The sequence below is a fragment of the Aliidongia dinghuensis genome, assembly GCF_014643535.1.
Classification (GTDB): domain Bacteria; phylum Pseudomonadota; class Alphaproteobacteria; order ATCC43930; family CGMCC-115725; genus Aliidongia; species Aliidongia dinghuensis.
In genome coordinates, this window is the sequence record NZ_BMJQ01000008.1 from 244106 (window position 1) to 266550 (window position 22445).

Sequence of the window (22445 nt, forward strand, 5' to 3'; positions counted from 1 at the left end):
TCGAGCTTCGGGGTGCGGGATATCCTATCGCAGACTGATGATGTGCCCCTTCCCAAGACGTGTACTGCCTCTCGTGGCTTAGTGGTGAAGCGCCATGGACACCGTCGTTACCAGGCAACGTTTGTTCGTATTTTATCTCGTGCCTGACTTCACGTTGCTGGCCTTTTCATCTGCGGTTGAAGCGCTGCGACTGGCCAATTACGTCCTTGGGTACGAAGCCTATGCCTGGCGGCTCGTTTCTGCCGACGGCGGCAAGGTTTGGGCGAGTTGTGGCGTTTCGTTCGACACCGACAATGACGTTGCGGCCGAGCGCCAGATGCTCGCGCGCGGGCAGCGGCCCTTCATGACGGTGATCTGTGCCGGCCACCATGTGGAACGGCATGCCAACAAGCCGACGGAAGCTTGGTTGCGGGAGTGCCGGCAGAACGGGGTGGCGATCGCGAGCCTGTGCACGGGAGCGCATATCCTCGCCCGGGCGAAGCTGCTCGACGACAAAAAATGCGTGATCCATTGGGAGAACTTTCCGAGCTTCGTCGAACAATTCAGAGGTGCCTGCGTCAGGACCAGTCTCTTCGCAATCGATGGCGGCATTCACACCTGTGCCGGCGGGACGGCATCTTTCGACATGATGCTTCACATCATTCAGCGGGATTTTGGCGAAGTCGTCGTCAGCGGCGTGTGCGAGCTCGCGTTCGTCGACCGCGTCCGCAGTCCCTCGGACCGGCAGCGGCTGCCGTTCGCTCGCCGAACTGGAGCGCTTCACCCCGAGATCACGAGCCTGATCGAGCGAATGCAGGAGACGCTGACGGAGCCGCTTCCGGTCGACGAGCTGATGGTGGGGATACGGCTTACGCGGCGGCAGATCGAGCGCCTGTTCAGGAACGAGCTCAGCTGCTCGCCCGCGCGCTACTACATGAAGCTGCGGCTGGAGCGCGCCAAGCTGCTGCTGTCGCAGATGACGACCCCGATCGTCGAGGTGGCCATCGCGAGTGGGTTTAGCTCAGCGTCTCATTTCTCGAAATGCTACCGGGAAACTTACGGCTGTTCGCCTCAGCAGACGCGAAAACATAAGAGTTTAGCCCTCGGCGCTGCTTAGGCAGGCTTGCTCCAGGGCGCGAAGAACCAAAAAGAATAAAATATTGCCGCGTATTCGTACCGGTGACTTGGACGCTTTTCTGCCTAAATCTGTTGAGTTTTTACTGCCTAAGACTGTCGGCGAATGTGGTGGCGCCGATAATTGTCAACCAAACCGCCACGGGAGGTAAAACAAATGAAGTATCTTGCGACAGCAGCGTGCCTGACCATCGGGCTCGCCGCCTCGGCCACAACCGCCAAGGCGGCTCAATGCGGCGAAGTGACCATCGCCAGCATGAATTGGCAAAGCGCCGAGGCGCTGGCCAGCGTGGACAAGTTCATCCTCAACACGGCCTATGGCTGCAACGCCACCGTGATTGTCGGCGATACGGTACCGACGATTACCGCGATGACCGAGAAGGGCAAGCCGGACATCGCACCGGAAGGGTGGGTCGATCTGCTGCCGGACGTCGTGCAGCGCGGCGTTACCGAAAAGAAGCTGATCGTCGCCGGCGATTCTATTACGGACGGCGCGATTCAGGGCTGGTACATCCCGAAATACGTCGCGGATGCTCACCCCGACATTAAGACGATCGCCGATGCGCTCAAGCATCCCGAGCTGTTCCCTGCACCCGAGGACCACTCGAAGGGTGCCGTCATAAACGGCCCGCAGGGCTGGGGTGGGACGGTCGTCACGACACAGCTTTTCAAGGCCTATGGCGCGGAGAAGGCCGGCTTCGTGCTGGTCGATACCGGTTCTGCCGCCGGCCTCGACGGCTCGATCGCCAAGGCCTACGAGCACAAGGAAGGCTGGCTGGGCTACTACTGGTCCCCGACCTCCATTCTCGGCAAATACGACATGGTGAGGCTCGACGCCGGCGTCCCCCACGATGCGGCCGAGTGGAAGCGCTGCAACACCGTTGCCACCTGCCCGGATCCGAAGCCGAACGCCTGGTCGAAGGATCATGTTCAGACGCTGGTGTCGGTGAGTTTCGCGGCAAAGGCCGGTGAGCCGGTGATGAATTATTTGAAGGCTCGTGGCTGGTCGACCACCACCGTGAACAAGCTCCTCGCCTGGATGACCGACAACCAGGCGACCGGCGATGATGCGGCGAAATACTTCATCAAGAACAACGAGCCGATCTGGATCAAGTGGGTGTCCGCGGATGCGGCTGAAAAGATCAAGAAGGCCGTGAGGTAGACCTGACACCCGGGTCTTCTGACTCGAACGGAGGCGGTGGCTCGGCTTTGTGCTCGGGCGCGGCGCGATTCGCCCGGAAAGAGCACGGTGCAAAAAGGTACAGCAGCTATGGAATGGTTATCGAGCTTCCCGCATCTGGACGATGATTTCCTCCAGAAGCTAAAGAAGGGCATCGATGAAGGCTTCCGCGCCTTTACTCGTGCTTATGGAGATGGAATTGAGTCCTTCTTCAATCCGCTCCAGCAGTTTCTCATCCATTCCGAACAATTCATGCTCACCACGCCGTGGCCGATCATTCTGCTGCTGATCGCTGCCATCGCATGGTTCGCCAGCCATAGCTGGCGGATCGTGCTTGGCAGCATCGCAACCCTCGTCGTTATCGGCCTTTTCGACATGTGGGACGATACGATGAAGACCATATCGATGATCTTCGTCTGCACCGTGCTTTCGATTGTGATCGGCATGCCCATTGGCATCGCCATGTCGCGCTCTGACAGGCTGCAGAGCGCGATCAATCCGGTGCTCGACGTCATGCAGACGATGCCGAGCTTCGTCTATCTGATACCGGTGGTCATGCTGCTCGGCATCGGCAAGGTCCCGGGCCTGATCGCCGTGGTCATCTACGCGATACCGCCGATGATCCGATTGACCAATCTCGGCATTCGCCTTGTCGACAAGGAGGTTTTGGAGGCGGCCGACGCGTTCGGCTCTTCCAGCTGGCAGCGTTTGAAGAACGTGCAGCTGCCACTCGCCCTGCCGACCATCATGGCCGGCATCAACCAGACGATCATGATGGCGCTCGCCATGGTCGTCATCGCCTCCATGATCGGCGTGCAGGGACTTGGGCAGCCCGTGCTGAAGGCCATCGCCAATCAATATTTCACGCTCGGGGTCTTCAATGGCTTGGCTATCGTCGGCATCGCGATCATCTTTGACCGCGTCAGTCAGGCCTTCGGCCGGCGGCTCCAGAAGCACCGGGAGGTCGTCCATGGCTGAGGCTCCGCAAAACTGCTACGGGATCGAAATCAAGGGTCTTTCGAAGATCTTCGGCGTCAATCCCCAGAAGATGGTCCCTTTGCTTGAACAGGGCATCACCAAGACGGAGATGATCCAGCACCACGGCCATGTGGTCGGTCTCAGGAACATCAACATCTCGATGTTGGCCGGCGGCATCCAGGTCATCATGGGACTCTCCGGTTCCGGCAAGTCGACGCTGATCCGTCATATCAACCGATTGATCGAGCCCAGCGTCGGAACCATCCTGGTCGGCGGCGATGACGTGGTGAAGATGTCGCCCCGCGAGCTGCGCGAATTCCGGCGCCTCAAGACCGCGATGGTGTTCCAGAATTTCGGGTTGCTGCCGCATCGCACCGTGCTGGACAACACGGTCTATGGCCTCGAGGTTCAGGGGCTGCCGCGCGCCAAGCAGGTCGAGGCCGCCATGCACTGGCTGGAACGCGTCGGGCTGAAAGGGTTCGAGACGCGGTATCCCAACCAGCTTTCCGGCGGCATGCGGCAACGGGTCGGTCTCGCGCGTGCCCTGGCCAACAATGCGCCCGTCCTGCTCATGGACGAGGCATTCTCGGCGCTCGACCCGCTGATCCGCATCGATATGCAGTCGATCCTTCTGGATCTCCAAAAGGAGATCAAGAAGACGATCGTCTTCATCACCCACGATCTGGACGAGGCGCTGCGCCTCGGCGATCGCATCGCGATCCTGCGGGATGGCGAGGTCGTCCAGCAGGGAACCGCGCAAGATATCGTGCTCAAGCCCGCAAACGACTACATCATGAGCTTCGTCCGCCACGTCAATCGCGGACGCGTGATCCAGGTCGAGACGATCATGAGCCCTGTGGTCGAGGGCGAAACAGCCGGGCACGTCAAGGTTCCGGCTGGCACGGTGCTCGAATCTGCGGCAGAGCGCCTGGTGTCCGTCGGGGCCAATCACCTCGTGGTTACCAATGGACATGACGTCCAGATCGGGACGGTTTCGCTTCACCGAATCCTCTCGGCCATGGTCACGGGTTCCGCCTGATCCGTCATGGCAGGGCCGGTCCCGCCGCTTGGGCCTGCTCAACCGCTCACTGCCGATCTCGAAGGCAACTGACCGGCCTCAAGCCCGTCGCGCCCGGCTCTAGCCGTTCCAACCGAGGTGGCTCAGGAAGTCGCGGGTCCGCTCGACCGTCGGCGTCTCGAAGATCTGGTGCGGCGGGCCCTGCTCCAGCACGCGGCCGCGCTCGAACACGACGACCCAGTTGGCGACGCGGCGTGCGAAGCTCATCTCGTGCGTGACCACGATCATGGTCATGCCTTCCTCGGCGAGTGCCCGCATCACGTTCAGCACTTCGCCGACCGTCTCGGGGTCGAGCGCCGAGGTCGGCTCGTCGAACAGCATGACGTGCGGCTCCATGGCGAGCGCGCGGGCGATCGCGACGCGCTGCTGCTGGCCGCCCGACAGGTTCGCCGGGTAGTTCGCGGTCTTGTCGGCGAGGCCGACCTTGGCGAGGAGCGCCTGGGCGCGCTTGCGCGCCTCGTCCGCCGCCAGCTTCTTCACGGTCACGAGGCCCATCGCCACATTGTCGAGCGCCGACTTGTGCGGAAACAGCTCGAAGCTCTGGAACACCATGCCCATGCGCTGGCGCACCCGGCGGATCTCCGCCTCGGCCTTGGGCAGCGGCGCGCCCTCGAACCGGACCTCGCCGCCGTCGATCGCCTCGAGCGCGTTCGTGCAGCGCAAGAGCGTCGACTTGCCCGAGCCGGACGGGCCGATCAGGCAGACGACCTCGCCGGCATTGACGTGCAGCGACACGCCGTCCAAGGCCGTGAAGCCGCCATAGCGCTTGCGCACGTCCTCATAGACCAGCATCGGCGCCTTGTCGGCGTTCTTGCGGGCGAAGTCGGTCATTCCCGCACTCCATATTTTCGATGAATCCAGTCGACCAGCTTCGCCTGCGGATAGCCCATCGCCCAATAGATCGCCGCCATCGCCGTCAGCATCTCGAGCACGCGGAAGCTCTGGGAGCGGATCTGCATCGCCGTATGGGCGAGCTCGCCGACCGCGATGACGGAGACGAGCGAGGTGTCCTTGAACAGCGAGACCCAGGTGCTGGCCAGGACCGGCAGCACGCGGCGCCAGGATTGCGGCAGGATGATCTGGCGGAACACTTCGCCGCGGCTCATGCCGAGCGCCAGACCGGCCTCGGTCTGGCCCTTGCGGATCGAGTTGATGCCGGAACGGAACGTCTCGGAATTATAGGCCGAGACATTGAGGCACAAGGCGGTCAAGCCCGTCGTGAACGGCGAGAGGCTCAAGCCGGTCAGCACCGGCATGACGTAGAACGCCCAATAGACCAGCAGCAGCAGCGGCAGGTTGCGGAATAGCTCGACGAAGCCGGTCGCCGCCAGCGCCACCGGCCGGAAGCGCGAGCCGCGCATGAGCGCCAAGAGGATGCCGCCCGGCACCGCGATCGCCATGGTGAGCAGGGTCAGGAGCACGGTGACGAGCGCCCCGTCGAGGAGCAGCCAGCGGCTCTGCCAGACGATGGACCACTCGAGTTTCATGGGGCGAGCTTCATGACCGGCCGAGATGGGCGACGCGCCCGTAGAACCGGTCGATCGCGCGCGTGACCGGGAAGATGATCAGGAAATAGACCAGCATGACCGTCGTGAAGATCTCGATCGGCCGATAGGTCTCGCCGGCCAAGGTCTCGGCCTGGCGCATCAGCTCCGGCACGGCGATGACCGCGGCGATCGCCGTGTCCTTGATCGTGACCGAGACGATCGAGCCCAGCGCCGGCAGCATGCGGACGATCGCCTGCGGCAGCAGGATGTCGCGGACGATCTGCGGCCGCGACATGCCGAGTGCCAGACCGGCCTGGAACTGGCCCTTGCGGATCGAGCCGATGCCGGCCCGCACGATCTCGGCGACATAGGCCGCGACATGGATCGTGATGCCGGTCAAGGCCGCCCAGAACGGCTGGAACGTATGGCCGGTCAGGATCGGCACGGAGAAATAGATCCAGACCAGCACGACGAAGACCGGAATGGCCCGCATGGAGTCGATGTAGAACACCAGCGGCACGCGCAGCCAGGCCGGCCCGTAGAGCCGGCCGAGGCCGACCGCGAGGCCGACGATGAAGCTCGTCAGCACTGCGGTCACGGACAGGAGGAGCGTCAGTCCCAGCCCGGCGGCGAGGAAGCGCCAGCTGTCGACGAGCGGTGAGAAGTCGAAATCCATGATGCCGCCGACTTCTGGGGCGTCACATGCCGTCGATCGCTTTCTTTTCCTCGGCCGTCAGCTGCGGCTGCATCCGGGTTTCGACCGCCTTGAGCCAGGCCAGGAATTCCGGCTGGTTCTTGTCGATGGCGGAGCCGACGTCGGTGCCCATCTCCTTGCTGTCCTGGCAGTTGTTGCCCTCGGGGAAGGCTTTCAGGCCCTTCACCTTCTTGTTGAGGGCGACCCAGGGAATGCGGTTGATCGGCGACACGTCCGCGCGCTTCGCCATGATTTCCTCGACCGGGGCGGCCGTGCCGGCGGTCGAGACGCCACGCAGCGTCGCGTTCGGGAAACGCTGCTGCACCCAATGCTCCTCGCCGCCGCCGGTGTAGTACGCGACGACGACGCCGGCCTTGTTGAAATCGTCGATGCTCTTGGCGCTCGCGACCTTGGGATTGTCGGCCCGGCCGAACACGCACAGGCTGGTGGACGAATATGTCACGAAATCGATGACCTTGAGCCGCTCGGGCGTCACCGACAGCGGCGAGATGGTCATGTCGACCTGGTTCGCCGCCAGCACCGGCACCTTGGTCTCGTGCGAAACGGCGACCGGCTCGAGCTTCACGCCCAAGAGCCGCGCATATTCCTTGGCGAGCGTCCAGCCCGGGCCGGACCATTGGTCGCCGTTGCCGCTGGTGTTCTCGACCAGCCAGGGCGGGTTGGCGAGTACGCCGACGCGGAACACCCCGGCCTTCTGGATCGCCTGGACGCGCGGGCTGTTGGTCGGCAGCGGCTCGTCGGCACGGGCGTGAGGCGTGACGAGACCGGCGGCGAGGGCCAGGGCGAGCATGCCGTTCTTCACTGAAATCATCTGACTTCCCCCCATTTGAGGCCGGCGGCTCTCTCTCGGCCGCGTTCGGGTCTCGTCCCGTCGCGCGCCGGCAGGGCGGTCGCGTGCGTCGACAAGCGGAGCCAAGACTTGTATACAAGTTGAGCGCTGTCAAGCGGCGCCGTCCGGCCCCGGGAGCGATGACGGGAGGGGGCATGAGTGAAAAGCGGGCGCTTTCGCCCAGGCCGGGGGCCATGCCGGCGGGCGCGAGCGCGATCTACGAAACGCTCCGCAAGGAGATCGTCGGGCTGCAGCTGCTGCCGGGCGCGCGCCTATCCGAGAACGAGTTGGCCCTGCGCTTCCGGACCAGCCGGACGCCGGTGCGCGAGGCGCTGTTCCGCCTGGTCGACGAAGGGTTGATCGAGGTGCGGCCGCAGCGCGGTTCCTTTGTCAGCCGGATTTCGCTCAAGGGTGTCAAGCGCGCCCGCTTCATCCGCAGCGCGCTCGAGCTCGCGATCATCCGCGAGGCGGCGAGCCAGGGCCTGCCGGCCGCGGGCCTGAAAGAGGCGGAGCGCGCGATCGCGGAGCAGCAGGCGGCGGGCGGCGACGCCCATCGCTTCAAAGAGGCCGACGACCGGTTCCACCGCGCCTTCGCCGACGCCATCGGCTATGGCGACCTCTGGTCCGTGGTCGAGAGCCAGAAGGCGCAGTTCGACCGGATCCGGCTCCTGAGCCTGCCTGACGTGACACCGGTCGACCTGCTGATCCGCCAGCATTGCGCCATCCTGAACGCGGTGATCGCCCGCGACGCCGACCGCGCGGAGGCGGTCCTGCGCGCCCATCTGTCGATCGTGGACGAAACGGCGACGGCACTCCGGCAGACGCATCCGGAGCTGGTGGCGGACGACGAGGACTGAGCCGGCGCTTACCGATCGATCTGGACGCCTTCACGCGCGCGGCGGACGAACTGGCGCTGACCCAGAGCGCCGTCTGCCAGCATGTCCGCGCGCTCGAGGCCGAGCTCGGCGAACGGCTCTCGGACATCGCGATCAGCGACGTGCACGCCCATTTCGTCGTGTGGCGCGCGAACAACCCCAAGCCCGCGGCCATCGAAGCGTTGCGCCGATGGCTGCGGGCAGAGGTCGGCCAGGGCTTACGCCGTTAAAAATATCGCTCGAGGTTGGCGCGGATCCGCTCCAGCACCGGCTGGTCGGCCGCCGGCAGCGGGAATTTCTCGCCCGTGATCTGCTCGTAGACGCTGATATAGATGCGCGCCGCTTCGAGGTTGATCTCGTCCGGGATCTCGGGGATCGCATCGGCATAGGGGTCGCAGCGTGCGACGACCCAGCTGCGGACGAAATCCTTGTCGAAGCTTTCGGGCTTCTCACCGGTGGCGAAGCGGGCCGGATAGCTTTCGGCGTACCAGTAGCGGCTCGAATCGGGGGTGTGGATCTCGTCGGCCAGCACGATGCTACCGTCGGCGTCGAAGCCGAACTCGTATTTCGTGTCGACCAGGATCAGGCCGTGCTGGCGCGCGATCTCCTGGCCACGCGCGAAGAGCGCCAGCGCCAGCTTCGAGACATGCGCCCATTGCTCGGCCGAGAGCAGGCCTTGGGTGACGATCTGGTCGGGCGTCAGCTCCTCGTCATGACCGGCGTCGAACGCCTTGGTCGTGGGCGTGATGATCGGTTGCGGCAGCTTTTCGTTGGGCCGCATGCCGTCCGGGAAATGATGGCCGTACATGTCGCGCCGGCCAGCCTTGTACATGGACAGGATCGAGGTCGAGGTCGTGCCGGCCAGGTAGTCGCGCACGACGATCTCGACCGGCATGATCTTGAGGTTGCGGCAGACCAGCACGTTCGGGTCGGGATATTCGATGACGTGGTTCGGGCAGATGTCGCGCGTGCGGTCGAACCAGAAGCGGGCGATCTGGGTCAGGACCTGCCCCTTGAGCGGCACGGCCGTCAGGATACGGTCGAAGGCGCTCAAGCGATCGGTCGCGACGATGATCCGGCGTCCGTCCGACAGCTCGTAATTCTCGCGCACCTTGCCGCGGTAGTGATTGGGCAGTTCGGGGATGGTGGCGTCGCGCAGCACGTTGCGGGCATAGGCCGCGAGATCCTGAATCGTCAGCTTGTCGTTCGTCGCCATTGTTCCATTTCCCGATTGCTCGACGGCGGAAAGGGCGGCGTCTCCCACGCGGAATGGCGGAGCGCCGGTCGATGCGGCCGCCACCATAACGCAAATCATCGAGGTCGGTTCGGCAATGATTGCGCGGTTGCCGAGCAACCATTGCTTGGCGGTTCAGCTTCCTTCGAAGGGCTTTGTATCAGCGAGGGCCCGGGCGCGACGGCTCCTCGCCGCGTTCGGCCCGGCGCTGCTTCAGCGCCTGCTCGAGTGCCTTGAACATTTGGCTCGGCAGGAACGGCTTCTGCAGAAAGCCATAGGGGCTGACGCGCTTGGCGCGCGCCACATGGTCCGGGTCGCTGGTGCCGCTCAAGAAGATGGCGCCGATGCCGAAGCGGCGGCGCAGCTCGCCTGCGATCTCGATGCCGTCGCGCGGTCCGGGCAGGCGGATGTCGACGAGGGCCAGCGCGCAGGGCCGCTCGGCCGCGAGTGTAAAGGCCTCGGACGCGGTCGCTGCGACGCCGGCGACCTCGAAGCCGGCCTCGGCGAGCACATCGGCGACATAGGTCGCCACCATCGAGTCATCCTCGACGATCAGGACGCGTGGTTGAGGAGGCGCCGGCTCGGCGGCGGGGCTTGGCTCGTCAGGAGGAGCGACGCTCATAAAGTCTCGCGAGGCGTGTCGCATGGGCCTGGCCGATTCCGGGCCCAACACACGCGAACGCAAACACCGATCTCGCTGAATGGTTCCGGTCTCCGGCGCGGGCTCGGGCCGGCTCGGCCCCGGACGAGGGGGTGCAGCCGGGTATGCGACCTTTTGAAACAAAGCGATGGCGTTCGGCAGTTCAATTCGCGTCGCTGTTCGGTCCAGGGACTGGTATTTTCTTGCGTAGGCCGTGTCTCTTTCTGCTTCTTTTACAGAAGCTGGTGAGCCACTGAATGGCTGCGGCGGCGCGCAATTGCGTCCGGCGGCGTGACCCGCTATGGTCCGGCCCCGTTCTCGTGGTTCGTTTGCCGGCCCGTGCGCTTGCGCCGACCGGAATCGGGCCTCGCTGTAATACCGCTACCCCCTGGAGTCTCGCATTGGCGGACATCTTCCAAGAGATCGACGAGGACCTGCGGCGCGACCGTATGGCCAAGCTGTGGGCGCGCTACGGCAAATACATCATCGGTCTGGCCGTCCTGATCGTGGTGGCAACCGCTGCCGGCGTCGCCTATCAGAACTGGCGCCAGCAGCAGTACCAGGCGCTCGGCCTCAAATATGCGGAGACCAGCTTCCAGCTCCGGGATGGCGATACCGCCAAGGCTGTTAATGGGTTCGAGGCGCTCGCGGCGACGGACAAGGGCAGCTACGGCTTGCTCGCTCGGATTCAGGCCGCTGCCCTCAAGGCCAAGGGAACCGACAAGGACGGCGGGCTTGCAGCCTTGAACGCGATTGCCGCCGACGGCGGGGTCGATCAGGTTTATCGCGATCTCGCGACCGTGCTGGCCGGCCTCTACAGCGTCGACCAGGCGAAGCCGGAGGACGTCATCACCCGCATGAAGCCGCTCGCCGAGGGACCGTGGCACTATACCGCGCTCGAGGTGACGGCGCTCGCGCAATTGAAGGCCGGCGACAAGGCCGCGGCGCTCAAGACCTATCAGGGGCTGGCGGATGATCTGGGTGCGCCGGAGTCGGTCCGTGCGCGCGCCACCGAAATCGTCAACGGCCTGAAGAACTGAGGCCAGAGGAACTCAAGGATTGCGATCGGTGCTGAGCGTGAAGAAACTGACGGTTCTCCTGGTCTTGCCGCTGGCGCTCGCCGCCTGCGACACCTTCGGCAAAAAGAAGAAGGATCCCATTCCGGGCGAACGGATCTCCGTCCTGGCGCTCGAGAAGCAGCTCGAACCCGATCCCGACCTGGCATCGCTGCAGGTCGAGCTGCCGCGGCCGGCTGTCAATCAGAACTGGCCGCAGGCGAGCGGCGTGCCGGCGCATGTCATGGAGCACCCGGCGCTGTCCGACAGCCTGAAGGAGGCCTGGCAGGCCGACGTCGGCGAGGGCGCCTCGCGCTATGCCGAGGTGCTGGCCGGCCCCGTCGTGGCCGATGGCGTCGTCTATGCGAAGGACTCGAAGTCCCAGGTCACCGCCTTCCGCGCCGCCGACGGCAAGCAGCAGTGGCAGGTCGACGTGGCGCCGGAGGACAACGACGGTCAGGCTTGGGGCGGCGGCATCTCGTACGATGGCGGCAAGCTGTTCGTCACCACCGGCTACGGCCAGGTGGTGGCGCTTAACGCGGCCGACGGCAAGGAAGCCTGGCGCACCAACCTTGGCATTCCCATGCGCGAAGCGCCGACGATCGCCGACGGTCATGTGCTGGTGGTCGATGTCGACAACGAGATCTTCGCGCTCAATGAGGCGACCGGCGAGAAACAGTGGACCTATGCCGGCATCCCGGAGACGGCGGAACTCGCGGGCGGGTCGAGCCCGGCCGTCGAGAACGGCACGGTGGTGGTGCCGTTCAGCTCGGGCGAGCTCGTGGCGCTGCGCATCGAGAACGGCCGCACTGTGTGGCAGGACAGCCTCGCCGCGACGCGCCGGTTCGACGCCATCTCGACGCTGGCCGACATCCATGGCCGTCCTGTCATCGATCGGGGCCGCGTCATCGCGGTCAGCCATTCCGGCCGCGTTGCGTCCATCGACCTGCGCACGGGCGAGCGCGCCTGGGAGCAGGAGGTCGGCGGCACCTATACGCCGTGGGTCGCCGGCGACTTCATCTATCTGCTGTCGACCGGCGGCGAGGTCATCTGCCTGACGCGTGCCGACGGCCGCGTCCGCTGGCTGACCCAGCTCGACCAGTGGGAGGACATGGAGGACAAGAGCGGCCCGATCCATTGGGCCGGGCCGATCCTGGCGGGCGACCGGCTGATCGTCGTCGCCTCGAACGGCCAGGCCTGGTCGCTGTCGCCCTACACCGGCAAGGCGCTGGGGCGGATCGATCTGCCGGAGGGCAGCTTCCTCTCGCCGGTTGTCGCCGACAACACGCTCTACCTCATGACCAATGATGGACAGCTGACCGCGTTGCGCTGAAGCTGAAGAGACCGGCGCCACATCATTGCTCATCGGAGCAGGGGTGCCGGTCGGAAGGACTGCGAAGAGTATGAGCTTTACGGCGGCCATCATCGGTCGACCCAACGTCGGCAAGTCGACGCTGTTCAACCGGCTGGTCGGCCAGCGGCTGGCGCTGGTCGACGACCTGCCGGGTGTCACCCGCGACCGGCGGGAAGGCAAGGCGCGTCTCGGCGACATCGAGTTCCGCGTGATCGACACCGCCGGGCTCGAGGACGTCACCGACCAGAGCCTCGCCGGCCGCATGCGCGAGCAGACCGAGCGGGCGATCGATGATGCCGACGTGGTGCTGATGGTGATCGACGCCCGGGCGGGTGTCACACCGATGGACCGGCATTTCGCCGATCTGCTACGCCGCCGCAGCGTGCCGGTGCTCCTGGTCGCCAACAAATCCGAGGGCAAGGGCGGCATCGCCGGCGCCTATGAATCGTTCGAGCTGGGGTTGGGCGACCCGATCGCCATCTCGGCCGAGCATGGCGAGGGCCTGAGCGACCTGTTCGACGCCCTGGTCCCCTATGCCGGCGAGCCGGTCGACGCGGCGGAAGGGGCGCTGGCGGACGCGCCGTCGGCCGCTGATGGCGAGGCGGTGGAGGACGATCCGGCGAAGCCGATCCAGCTTGCGATCGTCGGCCGGCCCAACGTCGGCAAGTCGACGCTCATCAACCGCCTGCTCGGCGAGGACCGGCTGCTGACCGGGCCCGAGGCGGGCATCACCCGCGATTCGATCGCGATCGAGTGGGCCTGGCGCGGGCGGCCGATCAAGCTGATCGACACGGCAGGGCTCCGGCGCAAGTCGGTCATCGAGCACAAGCTCGAAAAACTCTCGGTGGCCGATACGTTGCGCGCCATCCGCTTCGCCGAGCTGGTGGTGCTCGTGGTCGACGCAACGCAGATGCTGGAGAAGCAGGATCTGACGATCGCGCGAATGATCGAGGACGAGGGCCGCTCGATCGTGCTTGCGGTCAACAAGTGGGACCTGATCGAGAACAAACCCGCAGCGCTCGAGAAGCTGCGCGACCGGCTGCAGATTTCCCTGCCGCAGCTGCAGGGCCTTACCTGCATTCCCGTTTCGGGTGCCACCGGCGCCGGGCTCGACAAGTTGATGAAGGCTGGTCTCGACGCCCACGCCGTATGGAATCGCCGCATCCCGACACCCAAACTCAATCGATGGTTGGCGGAAGTGCAGGAACGTCATCCGCCGCCGCTGGTCGACGGCCGACGGTTGCGCCTGCGTTACATGACGCAGGCCAATACCCGTCCGCCGACCTTCGCGCTTTTCTCGTCCAAGCCGGGTGAGCTACCCGACTCCTACCGGCGTTATCTGGTCAACCTTATGCGCGAGACCTTCGATATGCCTGGTACGCCCATCCGCGTCATGCTGCGCAAGGGGGCTAATCCTTACGCAGATAAGGATTAGACGGACTATACCGCCGCCTCCGATCGTCCGATCGGAACTGACGGCAGCGCTCGGTTGTGCAACATTGAGGCAGTGCCGCTGTTTTCGGCGTTGACGGCCGCTGCCAAGAACGTTCGCCCGAGGCATCGCAATGCCAGTTCCCCCATTTCTCCGTCTGGCCTGGCCGGCTGCACGATGGCGTGTGGTGATGGCGACGGTGCTCGTCACCGCGTTGGCGTTGGGCGCTGTGTGGGGGAGTGCCGCCTATTGGCTGACGCTCAACCGGCGAGAACTCGCCTTCTCGATGAGCTTCGTCGGGTTGCTGTTGGTCTCGCTCGTGGCGCTCGCCTGGTGGCTGGTGCGGCTGCTGGACGAGGGGCAGGAGCAGGCGAACGAGCTCGCGGAGTCGCGCCGGGTGCTGATGAAGGCGCAGACCTTGGCCCAGCTCGGCAGCTACCGCCGCGTGCTCGCGACGCAGGAGCTCGCCTGGTCGGCCGAGGCCTGCCGCATTCTGGGTTATCCACCGGGCATGGCGCCGAATTCGCTCGAGCGGTTCCTGGCGCTGGTCCATCCGGACGATCTCGAGATGGTCGGAGACAAGCTGCGCTCGGCACAGGAAGGCCGCTCGTATGGGCTCGATTTCCGCATCGTCGATGCCCACGGCGACATGCGCCATGTCCATGCCATGGGCACGCCTGAGCTCGACGATGTCGGCGTGCCGATCGCCGTCGACGGCATCATCCAAGACATCACCGAACGCAAGCAGATGGAGCAGGCGCTGCGCGACGCGCGCGACGCGGCGGAGCGCAGCAGCCGGGCGAAGTCCGAGTTCCTGGCCAGCATGAGCCACGAGCTGCGCACGCCCTTGAACGCGATCATGGGCTTTTCCGAGATCATGCGCGAGGAGATCCTGGGACCGGTCACCGTCGCGAAATACCGGGAATATCTGGGCGACATCCACAGCAGCGCGCAGCATCTGCTGCTCATCATCAACGATATCCTGGATATCGCGCGCATTGAGGCCGGCCGGGTCGAGCTCAAGGAAGCCCGCATCGATGTCCGGCGCATGATTGATGATTGCACCCGCATGCTGCGCGGGCGCGCGGGCGACGCGGGCCTCCGGCTGGAGGCCGAGTTCGAGAGCGATGCATCCTGGTGTATCGGCGACGAGCGGCTGCTGCGTCAGGTGCTGATCAATCTCGCCTCGAACGCGATCAAGTTCACGCCGGCCGGCGGGCGCGTCGGCATCCGGGTCGGGCGCACGGCCGGCGGCGAGTTCGCCTTCACGGTCGAGGATACCGGCATCGGCATGACGGCGGCGGAGGCGGCGGTGGCGCTCAGGCCGTTCGGGCGGGTGCAAAGCGCGTTCGTGCGCACGCGCGACGGGGTCGGCCTAGGCCTGCCGCTTGCCAAATCTTTCGTCGAACTGCATGGCGGCGAACTGACGGTCGATTCCGCACCGGGCCGCGGCACGCGCGTCGTCTTCAAACTGCCGCCCTGGCGGACGGCGACGGCGCTCGCCTAAACCAGTACGCGCTTAAACCAATACGCGATCAAGGAAGAGGCTGGCGATCTCGTCGGGCTGCGCCATGATGGCCTGGTCCTCGCCTGGGAAGGCAGTGCGGCGCAGCTTGGTCGCGACCGGCCCGGGGTCGACGAGGCCAACGCGAACGTTCGTCTTGGTGAGCTCGGCCGCCCAGACATGGACCATCATCTCGAGCGCCGCCTTGGACACGGCATAGGCGCTCCAATAGGCGATCGGCTCGCGGCCCGCGGCACAGCCGGTGAAGAGCGCTCGGCCGGCCGGCGCCAGCTTCAGGAGCGGCTCCATCGCGCGGATAAGACGCCAGTTGGCGAGGAGATTGGTCTCGATGACCTGCTGGAAGACCTTCGGGTCCTGATGGCTCATCGGCCCGAGCGAGCCCAGATGGCCGGCATTGCCGACGAGGATGTCGAGCCGGCCGAACCGCTCGTAGAGGGCGGCGCCCATCTGGTCGATCTTGTCGAACTCGCGCAGGTCGAGCGGCACCAGCGTGGCGCTGCCGCCCAATGCCCGGACCTGGTCGTCGACCTCTTCGAGTGCGCCGACCGTGCGCGCGACCAGCACGCAATGAGCGCCCTCGGCGGCGAAGCAGCGGGCAACGGCCGCACCGATGCCGCGCGAAGCGCCGGTCACGAGTGCCACGCGGCCGGCGAGCCGGCCACCCCTCTGCCCACTCTCTTCCCGAATGCCCGCCATGTTCAGGCGATCTCGTTCATGAGCGAAAGATTGGTCGCGAGACTGCCCTGCTCGAAGTCGAGCAGCGGGATCGGATAGTCGCCGGTGAAGCAGGCGTCGCAATAGCGCGGCGCCTTCGGATCGCGCTTCACCTCGCCCAAGGCGCGGTAGAGCCCGTCGATCGACACGAAGGCCAAGCTATCGGCGCCGATGAACTTCGCCATGCCTTCGGTGTCGAAGCGCGAGGCGAGCAGCTTCTCGCGCTCCGGCGTCGCGATGCCGTAGAAGCAGGAATTGTTGGTCGGCGGGCTCGAGATCCGCATATGGACCTCCTTGGCGCCGGCTTGGCGGACCATCTCGACGATCTTGAGCGAGGTCGTGCCACGGACGATCGAATCGTCGACCAGCACGACACGCTTGCCCTCGATGTGGCGGCGGTTGGCGTTATGCTTCAGCTTGACGCCCAGATGGCGGATCTGGTCGGTCGGCTCGATGAAGGTGCGGCCGACGTAATGGTTGCGAATGATGCCGAGCTCGAACGGGATGCCGCTCTCGAGCGAATAGCCAAGCGCCGCGGGCACGCCGGAATCCGGCACCGGGATGACCGTGTCGGCCTCGACCGGGGTCTCGCGCGCCAGCTCCATGCCGATGCGCTTTCTCACCTCATAGACGCCGGTCCCCTCGACGATGCTGTCGGGGCGGGCGAAGTAGATGTACTCGAACACGCAGAAGCGGCTCGGCCGGTTGCCGAACGGATGGTGGCTCTGCACGCCGCTCTCGTTGATGACGACGATCTCGCCCGGCTCGACGTCGCGCACGAAGTCCGCGCCGATGATGTCGAGCGCCACCGTCTCGGACGCCAGCACGTGCGAATCGCCGAGCTTGCCCAGGACGAGCGGGCGCACGCCCAGCGGATCGCGCACGCCGATGAGTCCTTCCTTGGACAGGGCGACGAGCGAATACGCGCCCTCGACCTGGCGCAGCGAATCGACCATCCGTTCCAGCACCGTGCGCCGGAGACTGGTCGCGATCAGGTGGATAATCACCTCGGTGTCGCTGGTCGACTGGAACAGGCTGCCGCGCCGGACCAGCTGGTTGCGGAGCTGGTAGGAATTGGTGAGGTTGCCGTTGTGGCAGATGGCGAGGCCGCCGAACTCGAAATCGCCGAACAGCGGTTGGACGTTGCGGATCGCGACCTCGCCGGTCGTGGCATAGCGGTTGTGGCCGATCGCGGCGTTGCCGGGCAGGCGCTCCATGACCGCGGGCGAGCTGAAGTTCTCGCCGACCTGGCCCAGGCCGCGGTGGGCGTGGAACTGGGCGCCGTCGTAGGTGACGATGCCGGCAGCTTCCTGGCCGCGATGCTGGAGCGCATGCAGCCCGAGAGCGGTGAGGGCAGCGGCCTCGGCATGTCCGAACACGCCGAACACGCCACATTCTTCATGAAAGTGGTCGTCGTCGAACGGCACGGTCGTAAGCGTCATGGTTTTGATCCGGTCTGCAGGGCTTTGTCGACGAGATGGGTAAGATCGGTCTCGTCCTGTTGGGACGGGCCGGCGGGCGGGGCCTTGTTGGCGCCCATCGGCGCGTTGAGCTTGTCCAGGTCCTGCTTCACCTGGTTCGCCTGGTTCACTTTCTGGGCCGCTTCGCTCGCAGCCTGAGTGCCGCGGTCGAGCACGTTGCGCGGGATGAGCGCGTTCAAGCGCTGCGCCCCGGCCTCGAGCAGGGGCTGGGTATGGGCCTGGACCACCCAGTTGGGGCGATCCTCGGGCGCGAGGAACCGGGTCATGACGAGATAGGCGGCGCAGGCGACGAGGACGCCGCGCGCGACGCCGAAGATCATGCCGAGCGCCCGATCGATGGCGCCGAGGCTCGATTGCCGGACTTGGTTCGACAGCACGCCGGTGACGATGGAAAAGATGATGAGGCAGACCACGAAGACGGCGGCCGGAGCCACCACGTCGGCGAGCCACGGCTTCATGAAGCCGCGCGCGATAGTGCGCGCCGGGTCGAACAGATAGAACGTGACGACGAAGGCGCCGACCCAGGCGGCGATCGACAGGAGTTCGCGGGCGAAGCCGCGCACGAAAGCGAACAGGCCCGAGATCGCGACCACGGCGACGACAATGATGTCGAGCACATTCATGACGGTATTCAGGCCCTCATCGCCGGGGTGGTAACGCGCTCGGTGTCGAACATGTCGACGAGCTCCTGCAAATGACCGATCTCGTTCTGGACGATGCCGGCCGATGCCGGTTTCTGTCGTCCCCGTCGCGCCGGTCCGAGCGCGCGTTCGAAGCCAAGCTTGCCCGCCTCTTTCAACCGTGCGTCCGACTGGCTGACCGGCCGGATCTCGCCCGACAGACCGATCTCGCCGAACACGACCATGTCCGTCGGCACGGGCTGCCCCGTCAACGCCGACACCAGCGCCGCGGCCACTGCGAGATCCGCCGCCGGCTCCGAAATTCTAAGGCCTCCGGCGACGTTCAGGTATACGTCGTTCGATCCGATTGCAAGGCCGCAACGTGCGTCCAGAACGGCCATCACCATTGCAAGCCGCGCGGAGTCCCAACCGACGACGGCACGCCTGGGTGTACCGAGCGGCGATGGGGCGACGAGCGCCTGGATCTCGACCAGCACCGGCCGTGTTCCTTCCATGCCGGCGAAGACTGCGGCACCGCTGACGGCCCCATGGCGATCGGCCAGGAACAGGGCGGAGGGGTTCGCGACCTCGCTCAGGCCCGCGTCGGTCATCTCGAATACGCCGATCTCGTCGGTTGCCCCGAACCGGTTCTTGACGCCGCGCAGGATGCGGAACTGGTGGCCGCGCTCGCCCTCGAAATAGAGCACGGCATCGACCATGTGCTCGAGCACGCGCGGGCCGGCGATGGCGCCGTCCTTCGTCACGTGGCCGACCAGGATGAGGGTGAAGCCCACGCGCTTGGCGAGCCGGATCAGCTCTTGGGCTGCCGCGCGCACCTGGCTGACGGTACCGGGCGACGAATCCAGCATGTCGAGATACATGGTCTGGATCGAGTCGATGACGACGATGTCGGCAGCGTGGGCGTGGTCGAGCGAGGCCGCGATGTCTCGGATGCTGGTCGCCGCCGCGAGCTCGACCGGCGCGTCGGTGACGCCGAGGCGGCTCGCGCGGAGCCGCACCTGGTCGACCGCCTCTTCGCCTGAGATATAGACGCATTTGGCGTTGTTGCGCGCGAGCGAGGCCACGACCTGCAGCAGCAGCGTCGACTTGCCGATGCCGGGGTCGCCGCCGACCAGGAGGGCCGAACCCGGCACGAGGCCGCCGCCGCACACCCGGTCGAACTCGGCGATCCCCGTCAGCCGACGCGGCGCCGCCTCGCTCGAGCCCTCGAGCCCGACGAAGGCGATGCGCTTGCCCTTGGCCGCCCCCGATGCGCCCAGCCCCTTGGGCGGGCCCTCGGGTTCGGCCTCCTCGATCAGGGAGTTCCAGCCGCCGCAGGCCTCGCAGCGGCCGCCCCACTTGCTATGGACTGCCCCGCATTCCTGGCAGACGAACCGGCTGCGGGGGCGAGCCATGGCTCAGTGGCTCCTGCCCGGCAGGGGCGCGCGTCTCGCGATCACGACGCGCGGATCTCCATCTTGATTGGCCCTTCGGCGCGGCCGTGGATGAACTGATCGACGTAGGGATTGCCGGACTTGTCGATCTCGGCGGTCTCGCCCTGCCAGATGATCCTGCCGTGGTAGAGCATCGCGATGCGGTCCGAGATCTTGCGGGCGCTCGCCATGTCGTGGGTGATCGAGAGCGCCGTGGCGCCCAGGTCGCGCACGCAGCCGACGATGAGCTCGTTGATCACGTCGCTCATGATCGGGTCGAGCCCGGTCGTCGGCTCGTCGAAGAAGATGATCTCAGGCTTGGCGGCGATGGCGCGGGCGAGGCCGACGCGCTTCTGCATGCCGCCCGAGAGCTCGGCCGGCGTCAGGTCGGCGACGTCGGCGCCGAGCCCGACCTTGGCGAGCGTCTCGATGGCGACGCGCTTGGCTTCCGCCGCTCGCATGCCTTCACCCTGGATCAGGCCGAAGGCGACATTCTGCCAGACGGGCAGGGAGTCGAAGAGGGCCGCCCCCTGGAACAGCATGCCGAACTTCGCCATGAGCCGCGCGCGCTCCGAGCCTGTCAGGCGGGCCGTCGGCTGCCCGTCGACCAGGATCTCGCCCGAATCCGGATGGATCAGCCCCAAGATGCATTTCAGCAGCACGGACTTGCCGGAGCCGGAACCGCCGATCACGACGACGCTCTCGCCCTGGTCAATCTCCAGATTGATGCCCTGCAGCACCTTCTTGCGGCCGAACGCCTTGTAAAGGTTCCGGATGACGATCTTGGCGGTCATGAGAAGAATACCGACGTCAAGAGATAGTCCATGAGCAGGATCACGATCGAGCTCGAGACCACGGCATTGGTCGTGGCGGAACCCACACCCTGGGCGCCGCCGCGCGAATGGTAGCCGTGATAGCAGCCGAGCAGCGTCACGATGAAGCCGAATACCGCGGCCTTGACCAGGCCCGAGACGACGTCCGGCGTCTTCAAGGCCACCCAGGTCTGGTGCAGGTAGCTCGACGGATTGTAGTCGAGCAGGTAGACCGCGACGATATAGCCGCCCAGGATGCCGATGATGTCGGCGATCACGACCAGGAGCGGCATGCAGACGACGCCGGCCAGCACGCGCGGCACCACCAGGTATTTGAACGGATTGGTCGAGAGCGTCGAGAGTGCCGCGATCTGGTCCGTGACGCTCATGGTGCCGAGCTCGGCCGCGATGGCGGCGCCGACGCGCCCCGCGACCATCAGTCCGGCGATGACGGGCCCAAGCTCGCGCGTCACCGACAGCACGACGAGCAGCGCCACGGCCGCGTCGCCGCCCAGTCCGGAGAAGCCGGTATGGCTCTGCAGCGCCAGCACCATGCCGGTGAAGAGCGAGGTCAGGCCCACGACCGGCAGCGAGTTGTAGCCGATCTGGATCATCTGCCTCAGCAGAAGCTTCCAATAGAGCGGCAGGCGGACGATGTGGCTCAAGGCCACGCCCGCAAACAGGATGAGGCGCCCGACACTGGCGAAGAAGGTGAGCGCCGACCGACCGATGGTCGCGAGAATGTCGCCCATCTAGGCGGCAACCGGTCCGTAGAGGCGCATCAGGCGCCGGGAGAGGCGGGTCAGCACCTCGTAGCCGATCGTGCCGCAGTCGCGGGCCAGATCGTCGGCGCCGTATTGCGGCCCCAGCACATCGACAAAGCCGCCGGGGAGCACCCATTGCGGCGGCACGGCGCTGACATCCACTGTGACGAGATCCATCGAAATGCGGCCGATGACGGGAATGGCCACCGGGCCTAGGAAGACGCGCGCAGCATTGCTGCCGGCCCGCAGGACGCCGTCGGCGTAGCCGACGCCCAGCGTCGCGACCCGGCGCGGCCGGTCTGCAGCGTAGGTCGCACCATAGCCAACGGTCCGTCCAGCGTCAATCTCGCGAACTTGCAGGATTTTTGCTTTGATCCCAACGACTTGACGCATCGGGTTCGCCTGTGTCGGCGTCGGATTGAGGCCGAACAGTGCCGCCCCCGGGCGCACCAGCTCGAAATGATAGTCGGGGCCGAGGAAGATGCCGCTCGAGGCTGAGAGGCTGCGCATCGCCTGGGGCAGGCGGGCGGCTGCGGCCGTGAAGCTCGCGTGCTGCAGCGCGTTCAACGGATGGTCGGGCTCGTCGGCGCAGGCGAGGTGGCTGATGATCGCCGTGACCGGCATGCCTTCGATGAGCGTCGGGTCGGCGGCGAGGCGATCGATCTCCTCGGGCGGCAGGCCCAGGCGCGCCATGCCGGTGTCGAGCTGCAGCAGTGCCGGCCGGCCGGGCGCCGCCGTCCGCCAGGCCGCGATCTGGCCAAGATCGTTCAGCACCGGCAGCAGGTTCGCATAGGCGGCAAGCTCGCGCGCCGTGCCGGGGATGGGGCCGGACAGCACGGCGACGCGCGCGTCGGGCGCTGTCTTGGCCAGGCTCTGGGCCAGCGTCACGCCCTCGTCCGGCGTTGCGACGAAGAACCAGCGGCAGCCGGCAGCGGCGAGAGCGGTTGCAACCGGCAGCACGCCCAGCCCGTAGGCGTCGGCCTTGACCGCGGCGCCGGTCAGGCAGCCGGGGCCGACGCGAAAGGCGAGCTGGCGCCAATTGTCGACGATCGCCTGCAGATCGACGGTGATAAGTCCGGTGACCCCGGGCGGCGCGTCGACGGTTGGGGGCACCCAGCCGGCCAGC

The 22445-nt window shown here is 65.9% G+C and carries 23 protein-coding genes; 10 read left to right on the top strand and 13 right to left on the bottom strand.

What is annotated here, in order from left to right:
- The first annotated feature begins 94 nt into the window (after window positions 1–94).
- The 4 genes from IEY58_RS16815 to IEY58_RS16830 all read left to right on the top strand — a co-directional run bounded on the left by IEY58_RS16815 (window position 95) and on the right by IEY58_RS16830 (window position 4310).
- Window positions 95–1096: a GlxA family transcriptional regulator gene (locus IEY58_RS16815; RefSeq protein ID WP_189047814.1), complete on the top strand. Its 1002-nt coding sequence runs from the start codon at window positions 95–97 to the stop codon at window positions 1094–1096.
- Window positions 1097–1270: 174 nt separating this feature from the next.
- Window positions 1271–2275 carry a glycine betaine ABC transporter substrate-binding protein gene (locus IEY58_RS16820; protein WP_189047816.1) on the top strand — a complete coding sequence of 335 codons (1005 nt, stop codon included), beginning with the start codon at window positions 1271–1273 and terminating at the stop codon, window positions 2273–2275.
- Between the two features lie 108 nt (window positions 2276–2383).
- Complete coding sequence (locus IEY58_RS16825) at window positions 2384–3271, top strand: ABC transporter permease (protein ID WP_189047817.1); 888 nt, start codon at window positions 2384–2386, stop codon at window positions 3269–3271.
- On the top strand, window positions 3207–4310 hold the full coding sequence (locus IEY58_RS16830) for a quaternary amine ABC transporter ATP-binding protein (protein ID WP_229743771.1): 1104 nt from the start codon (window positions 3207–3209) through the stop codon (window positions 4308–4310). Before IEY58_RS16825 ends, IEY58_RS16830 begins: the two co-directional genes overlap by 65 nt.
- Window positions 4311–4409: 99 nt before the next feature.
- Here IEY58_RS16830 and IEY58_RS16835 read toward each other — a convergent pair whose 3' ends face one another.
- From IEY58_RS16835 to IEY58_RS16850, 4 genes are read right to left on the bottom strand one after another with little or no spacing between them, the layout of a single operon-like run.
- Window positions 4410–5180 (bottom strand): amino acid ABC transporter ATP-binding protein, encoded by a 771-nt coding sequence (locus tag IEY58_RS16835; protein ID WP_308422434.1) that lies wholly within the window; start codon window positions 5178–5180, stop codon window positions 4410–4412.
- On the bottom strand, window positions 5177–5836 hold the full coding sequence (locus IEY58_RS16840) for an amino acid ABC transporter permease (protein WP_189047819.1): 660 nt from the start codon (window positions 5834–5836) through the stop codon (window positions 5177–5179). Before IEY58_RS16840 ends, IEY58_RS16835 begins: the two co-directional genes overlap by 4 nt.
- Window positions 5837–5846: 10 nt before the next feature.
- A complete protein-coding gene (locus IEY58_RS16845) occupies window positions 5847–6512 on the bottom strand; it encodes an amino acid ABC transporter permease (RefSeq protein ID WP_189047821.1) in 666 nt (221 codons plus the stop codon).
- A gap of 22 nt (window positions 6513–6534) precedes the next feature.
- Window positions 6535–7362, bottom strand: a complete 828-nt coding sequence (locus IEY58_RS16850) for a substrate-binding periplasmic protein (protein ID WP_229743772.1) — start codon at window positions 7360–7362, stop codon at window positions 6535–6537.
- Window positions 7363–7535: 173 nt separating this feature from the next.
- Between IEY58_RS16850 and IEY58_RS16855 the strand changes: the two genes are divergently transcribed.
- Entirely contained in the window at window positions 7536–8237 is a 702-nt protein-coding gene (locus IEY58_RS16855; RefSeq protein WP_189047823.1) for a GntR family transcriptional regulator, read from the top strand.
- A gap of 56 nt (window positions 8238–8293) precedes the next feature.
- Window positions 8294–8485: a helix-turn-helix domain-containing protein gene (locus IEY58_RS34725; protein ID WP_308422438.1), complete on the top strand. Its 192-nt coding sequence runs from the start codon at window positions 8294–8296 to the stop codon at window positions 8483–8485.
- On the opposite strand, the gene IEY58_RS16865 is transcribed toward IEY58_RS34725, so the two are convergent.
- Both IEY58_RS16865 and IEY58_RS16870 read right to left on the bottom strand, forming a co-directional pair.
- On the bottom strand, window positions 8482–9471 hold the full coding sequence (locus IEY58_RS16865) for a phosphoribosylaminoimidazolesuccinocarboxamide synthase (RefSeq protein WP_189047825.1): 990 nt from the start codon (window positions 9469–9471) through the stop codon (window positions 8482–8484). The genes IEY58_RS34725 and IEY58_RS16865 overlap by 4 nt on opposite strands.
- Window positions 9472–9649: 178 nt before the next feature.
- Entirely contained in the window at window positions 9650–10135 is a 486-nt protein-coding gene (locus IEY58_RS16870; RefSeq protein ID WP_308422435.1) for a response regulator, read from the bottom strand.
- A 395-nt stretch (window positions 10136–10530) separates the two neighbouring features.
- Here IEY58_RS16870 and IEY58_RS16875 point away from each other — a divergent pair, with 395 nt between their 5' ends.
- From IEY58_RS16875 to IEY58_RS16890, 4 genes are all read left to right on the top strand, one after another.
- Window positions 10531–11169, top strand: a complete 639-nt coding sequence (locus tag IEY58_RS16875) for a tetratricopeptide repeat protein (RefSeq protein ID WP_189047829.1) — start codon at window positions 10531–10533, stop codon at window positions 11167–11169.
- Between the two features lie 28 nt (window positions 11170–11197).
- Window positions 11198–12517: an outer membrane protein assembly factor BamB family protein gene (locus IEY58_RS16880; RefSeq protein WP_189047831.1), complete on the top strand. Its 1320-nt coding sequence runs from the start codon at window positions 11198–11200 to the stop codon at window positions 12515–12517.
- A gap of 70 nt (window positions 12518–12587) precedes the next feature.
- A complete protein-coding gene (gene der / locus IEY58_RS16885) occupies window positions 12588–13973 on the top strand; it encodes a ribosome biogenesis GTPase Der (protein ID WP_189047833.1) in 1386 nt (461 codons plus the stop codon).
- Window positions 13974–14160: 187 nt separating this feature from the next.
- On the top strand, window positions 14161–15477 hold the full coding sequence (locus IEY58_RS16890) for a sensor histidine kinase (RefSeq protein WP_189047835.1): 1317 nt from the start codon (window positions 14161–14163) through the stop codon (window positions 15475–15477).
- Between the two features lie 12 nt (window positions 15478–15489).
- On the opposite strand, the gene IEY58_RS16895 is transcribed toward IEY58_RS16890, so the two are convergent.
- The 7 genes from IEY58_RS16895 to alr are packed head-to-tail and all read right to left on the bottom strand — an operon-like array spanning window position 15490 to window position 22432.
- On the bottom strand, window positions 15490–16191 hold the full coding sequence (locus tag IEY58_RS16895; RefSeq protein ID WP_189047837.1) for an SDR family NAD(P)-dependent oxidoreductase: 702 nt from the start codon (window positions 16189–16191) through the stop codon (window positions 15490–15492).
- Between the two features lie 2 nt (window positions 16192–16193).
- Entirely contained in the window at window positions 16194–17651 is a 1458-nt protein-coding gene (gene purF / locus IEY58_RS16900; RefSeq protein WP_189047839.1) for an amidophosphoribosyltransferase, read from the bottom strand.
- On the bottom strand, window positions 17648–18313 hold the full coding sequence (locus tag IEY58_RS16905; protein WP_189047841.1) for a CvpA family protein: 666 nt from the start codon (window positions 18311–18313) through the stop codon (window positions 17648–17650). The genes purF and IEY58_RS16905 overlap by 4 nt, the downstream gene beginning before the upstream one ends.
- An 8-nt stretch (window positions 18314–18321) precedes the next feature.
- A complete protein-coding gene (radA, locus tag IEY58_RS16910; protein ID WP_189047843.1) occupies window positions 18322–19725 on the bottom strand; it encodes a DNA repair protein RadA in 1404 nt (467 codons plus the stop codon).
- A gap of 41 nt (window positions 19726–19766) precedes the next feature.
- Window positions 19767–20537 carry an ABC transporter ATP-binding protein gene (locus tag IEY58_RS16915; RefSeq protein WP_189047844.1) on the bottom strand — a complete coding sequence of 257 codons (771 nt, stop codon included), beginning with the start codon at window positions 20535–20537 and terminating at the stop codon, window positions 19767–19769.
- A complete protein-coding gene (locus tag IEY58_RS16920) occupies window positions 20534–21307 on the bottom strand; it encodes an MlaE family ABC transporter permease (RefSeq protein ID WP_189047846.1) in 774 nt (257 codons plus the stop codon). The genes IEY58_RS16915 and IEY58_RS16920 overlap by 4 nt, the downstream gene beginning before the upstream one ends.
- A complete protein-coding gene (gene alr / locus IEY58_RS16925; RefSeq protein WP_229743773.1) occupies window positions 21308–22432 on the bottom strand; it encodes an alanine racemase in 1125 nt (374 codons plus the stop codon).
- Window positions 22433–22445: the final 13 nt, after the last annotated feature.

Excerpts from the sequence above, each read along its gene's own strand:
- IEY58_RS16815 (WP_189047814.1), top strand. The coding sequence starts at position 95 with ATGGACACCGTCGTTACCAGGCAACGTTTGTTCGTATTTTATCTCGTG.
- IEY58_RS16820 (WP_189047816.1), top strand. The coding sequence starts at position 1,271 with ATGAAGTATCTTGCGACAGCAGCGTGCCTGACCATCGGGCTCGCCGCC.
- IEY58_RS16825 (WP_189047817.1), top strand. The coding sequence starts at position 2,384 with ATGGAATGGTTATCGAGCTTCCCGCATCTGGACGATGATTTCCTCCAG.
- IEY58_RS16835 (WP_308422434.1), bottom strand. The coding sequence starts at position 5,180 with ATGACCGACTTCGCCCGCAAGAACGCCGACAAGGCGCCGATGCTGGTC.
- IEY58_RS16840 (WP_189047819.1), bottom strand. The coding sequence starts at position 5,836 with ATGAAACTCGAGTGGTCCATCGTCTGGCAGAGCCGCTGGCTGCTCCTC.
- IEY58_RS16845 (WP_189047821.1), bottom strand. The coding sequence starts at position 6,512 with ATGGATTTCGACTTCTCACCGCTCGTCGACAGCTGGCGCTTCCTCGCC.
- IEY58_RS16850 (WP_229743772.1), bottom strand. The coding sequence starts at position 7,362 with ATGATTTCAGTGAAGAACGGCATGCTCGCCCTGGCCCTCGCCGCCGGT.
- IEY58_RS16855 (WP_189047823.1), top strand. The coding sequence starts at position 7,536 with ATGAGTGAAAAGCGGGCGCTTTCGCCCAGGCCGGGGGCCATGCCGGCG.
- IEY58_RS16865 (WP_189047825.1), bottom strand. The coding sequence starts at position 9,471 with ATGGCGACGAACGACAAGCTGACGATTCAGGATCTCGCGGCCTATGCC.
- IEY58_RS16870 (WP_308422435.1), bottom strand. The coding sequence starts at position 10,135 with ATGCGACACGCCTCGCGAGACTTTATGAGCGTCGCTCCTCCTGACGAG.
- der (WP_189047833.1), top strand. The coding sequence starts at position 12,588 with ATGAGCTTTACGGCGGCCATCATCGGTCGACCCAACGTCGGCAAGTCG.
- IEY58_RS16890 (WP_189047835.1), top strand. The coding sequence starts at position 14,161 with ATGGCGACGGTGCTCGTCACCGCGTTGGCGTTGGGCGCTGTGTGGGGG.
- IEY58_RS16895 (WP_189047837.1), bottom strand. The coding sequence starts at position 16,191 with ATGGCGGGCATTCGGGAAGAGAGTGGGCAGAGGGGTGGCCGGCTCGCC.
- purF (WP_189047839.1), bottom strand. The coding sequence starts at position 17,651 with ATGACGCTTACGACCGTGCCGTTCGACGACGACCACTTTCATGAAGAA.
- IEY58_RS16905 (WP_189047841.1), bottom strand. The coding sequence starts at position 18,313 with ATGAATGTGCTCGACATCATTGTCGTCGCCGTGGTCGCGATCTCGGGC.
- radA (WP_189047843.1), bottom strand. The coding sequence starts at position 19,725 with ATGGCTCGCCCCCGCAGCCGGTTCGTCTGCCAGGAATGCGGGGCAGTC.
- IEY58_RS16915 (WP_189047844.1), bottom strand. The coding sequence starts at position 20,537 with ATGACCGCCAAGATCGTCATCCGGAACCTTTACAAGGCGTTCGGCCGC.
- IEY58_RS16920 (WP_189047846.1), bottom strand. The coding sequence starts at position 21,307 with ATGGGCGACATTCTCGCGACCATCGGTCGGTCGGCGCTCACCTTCTTC.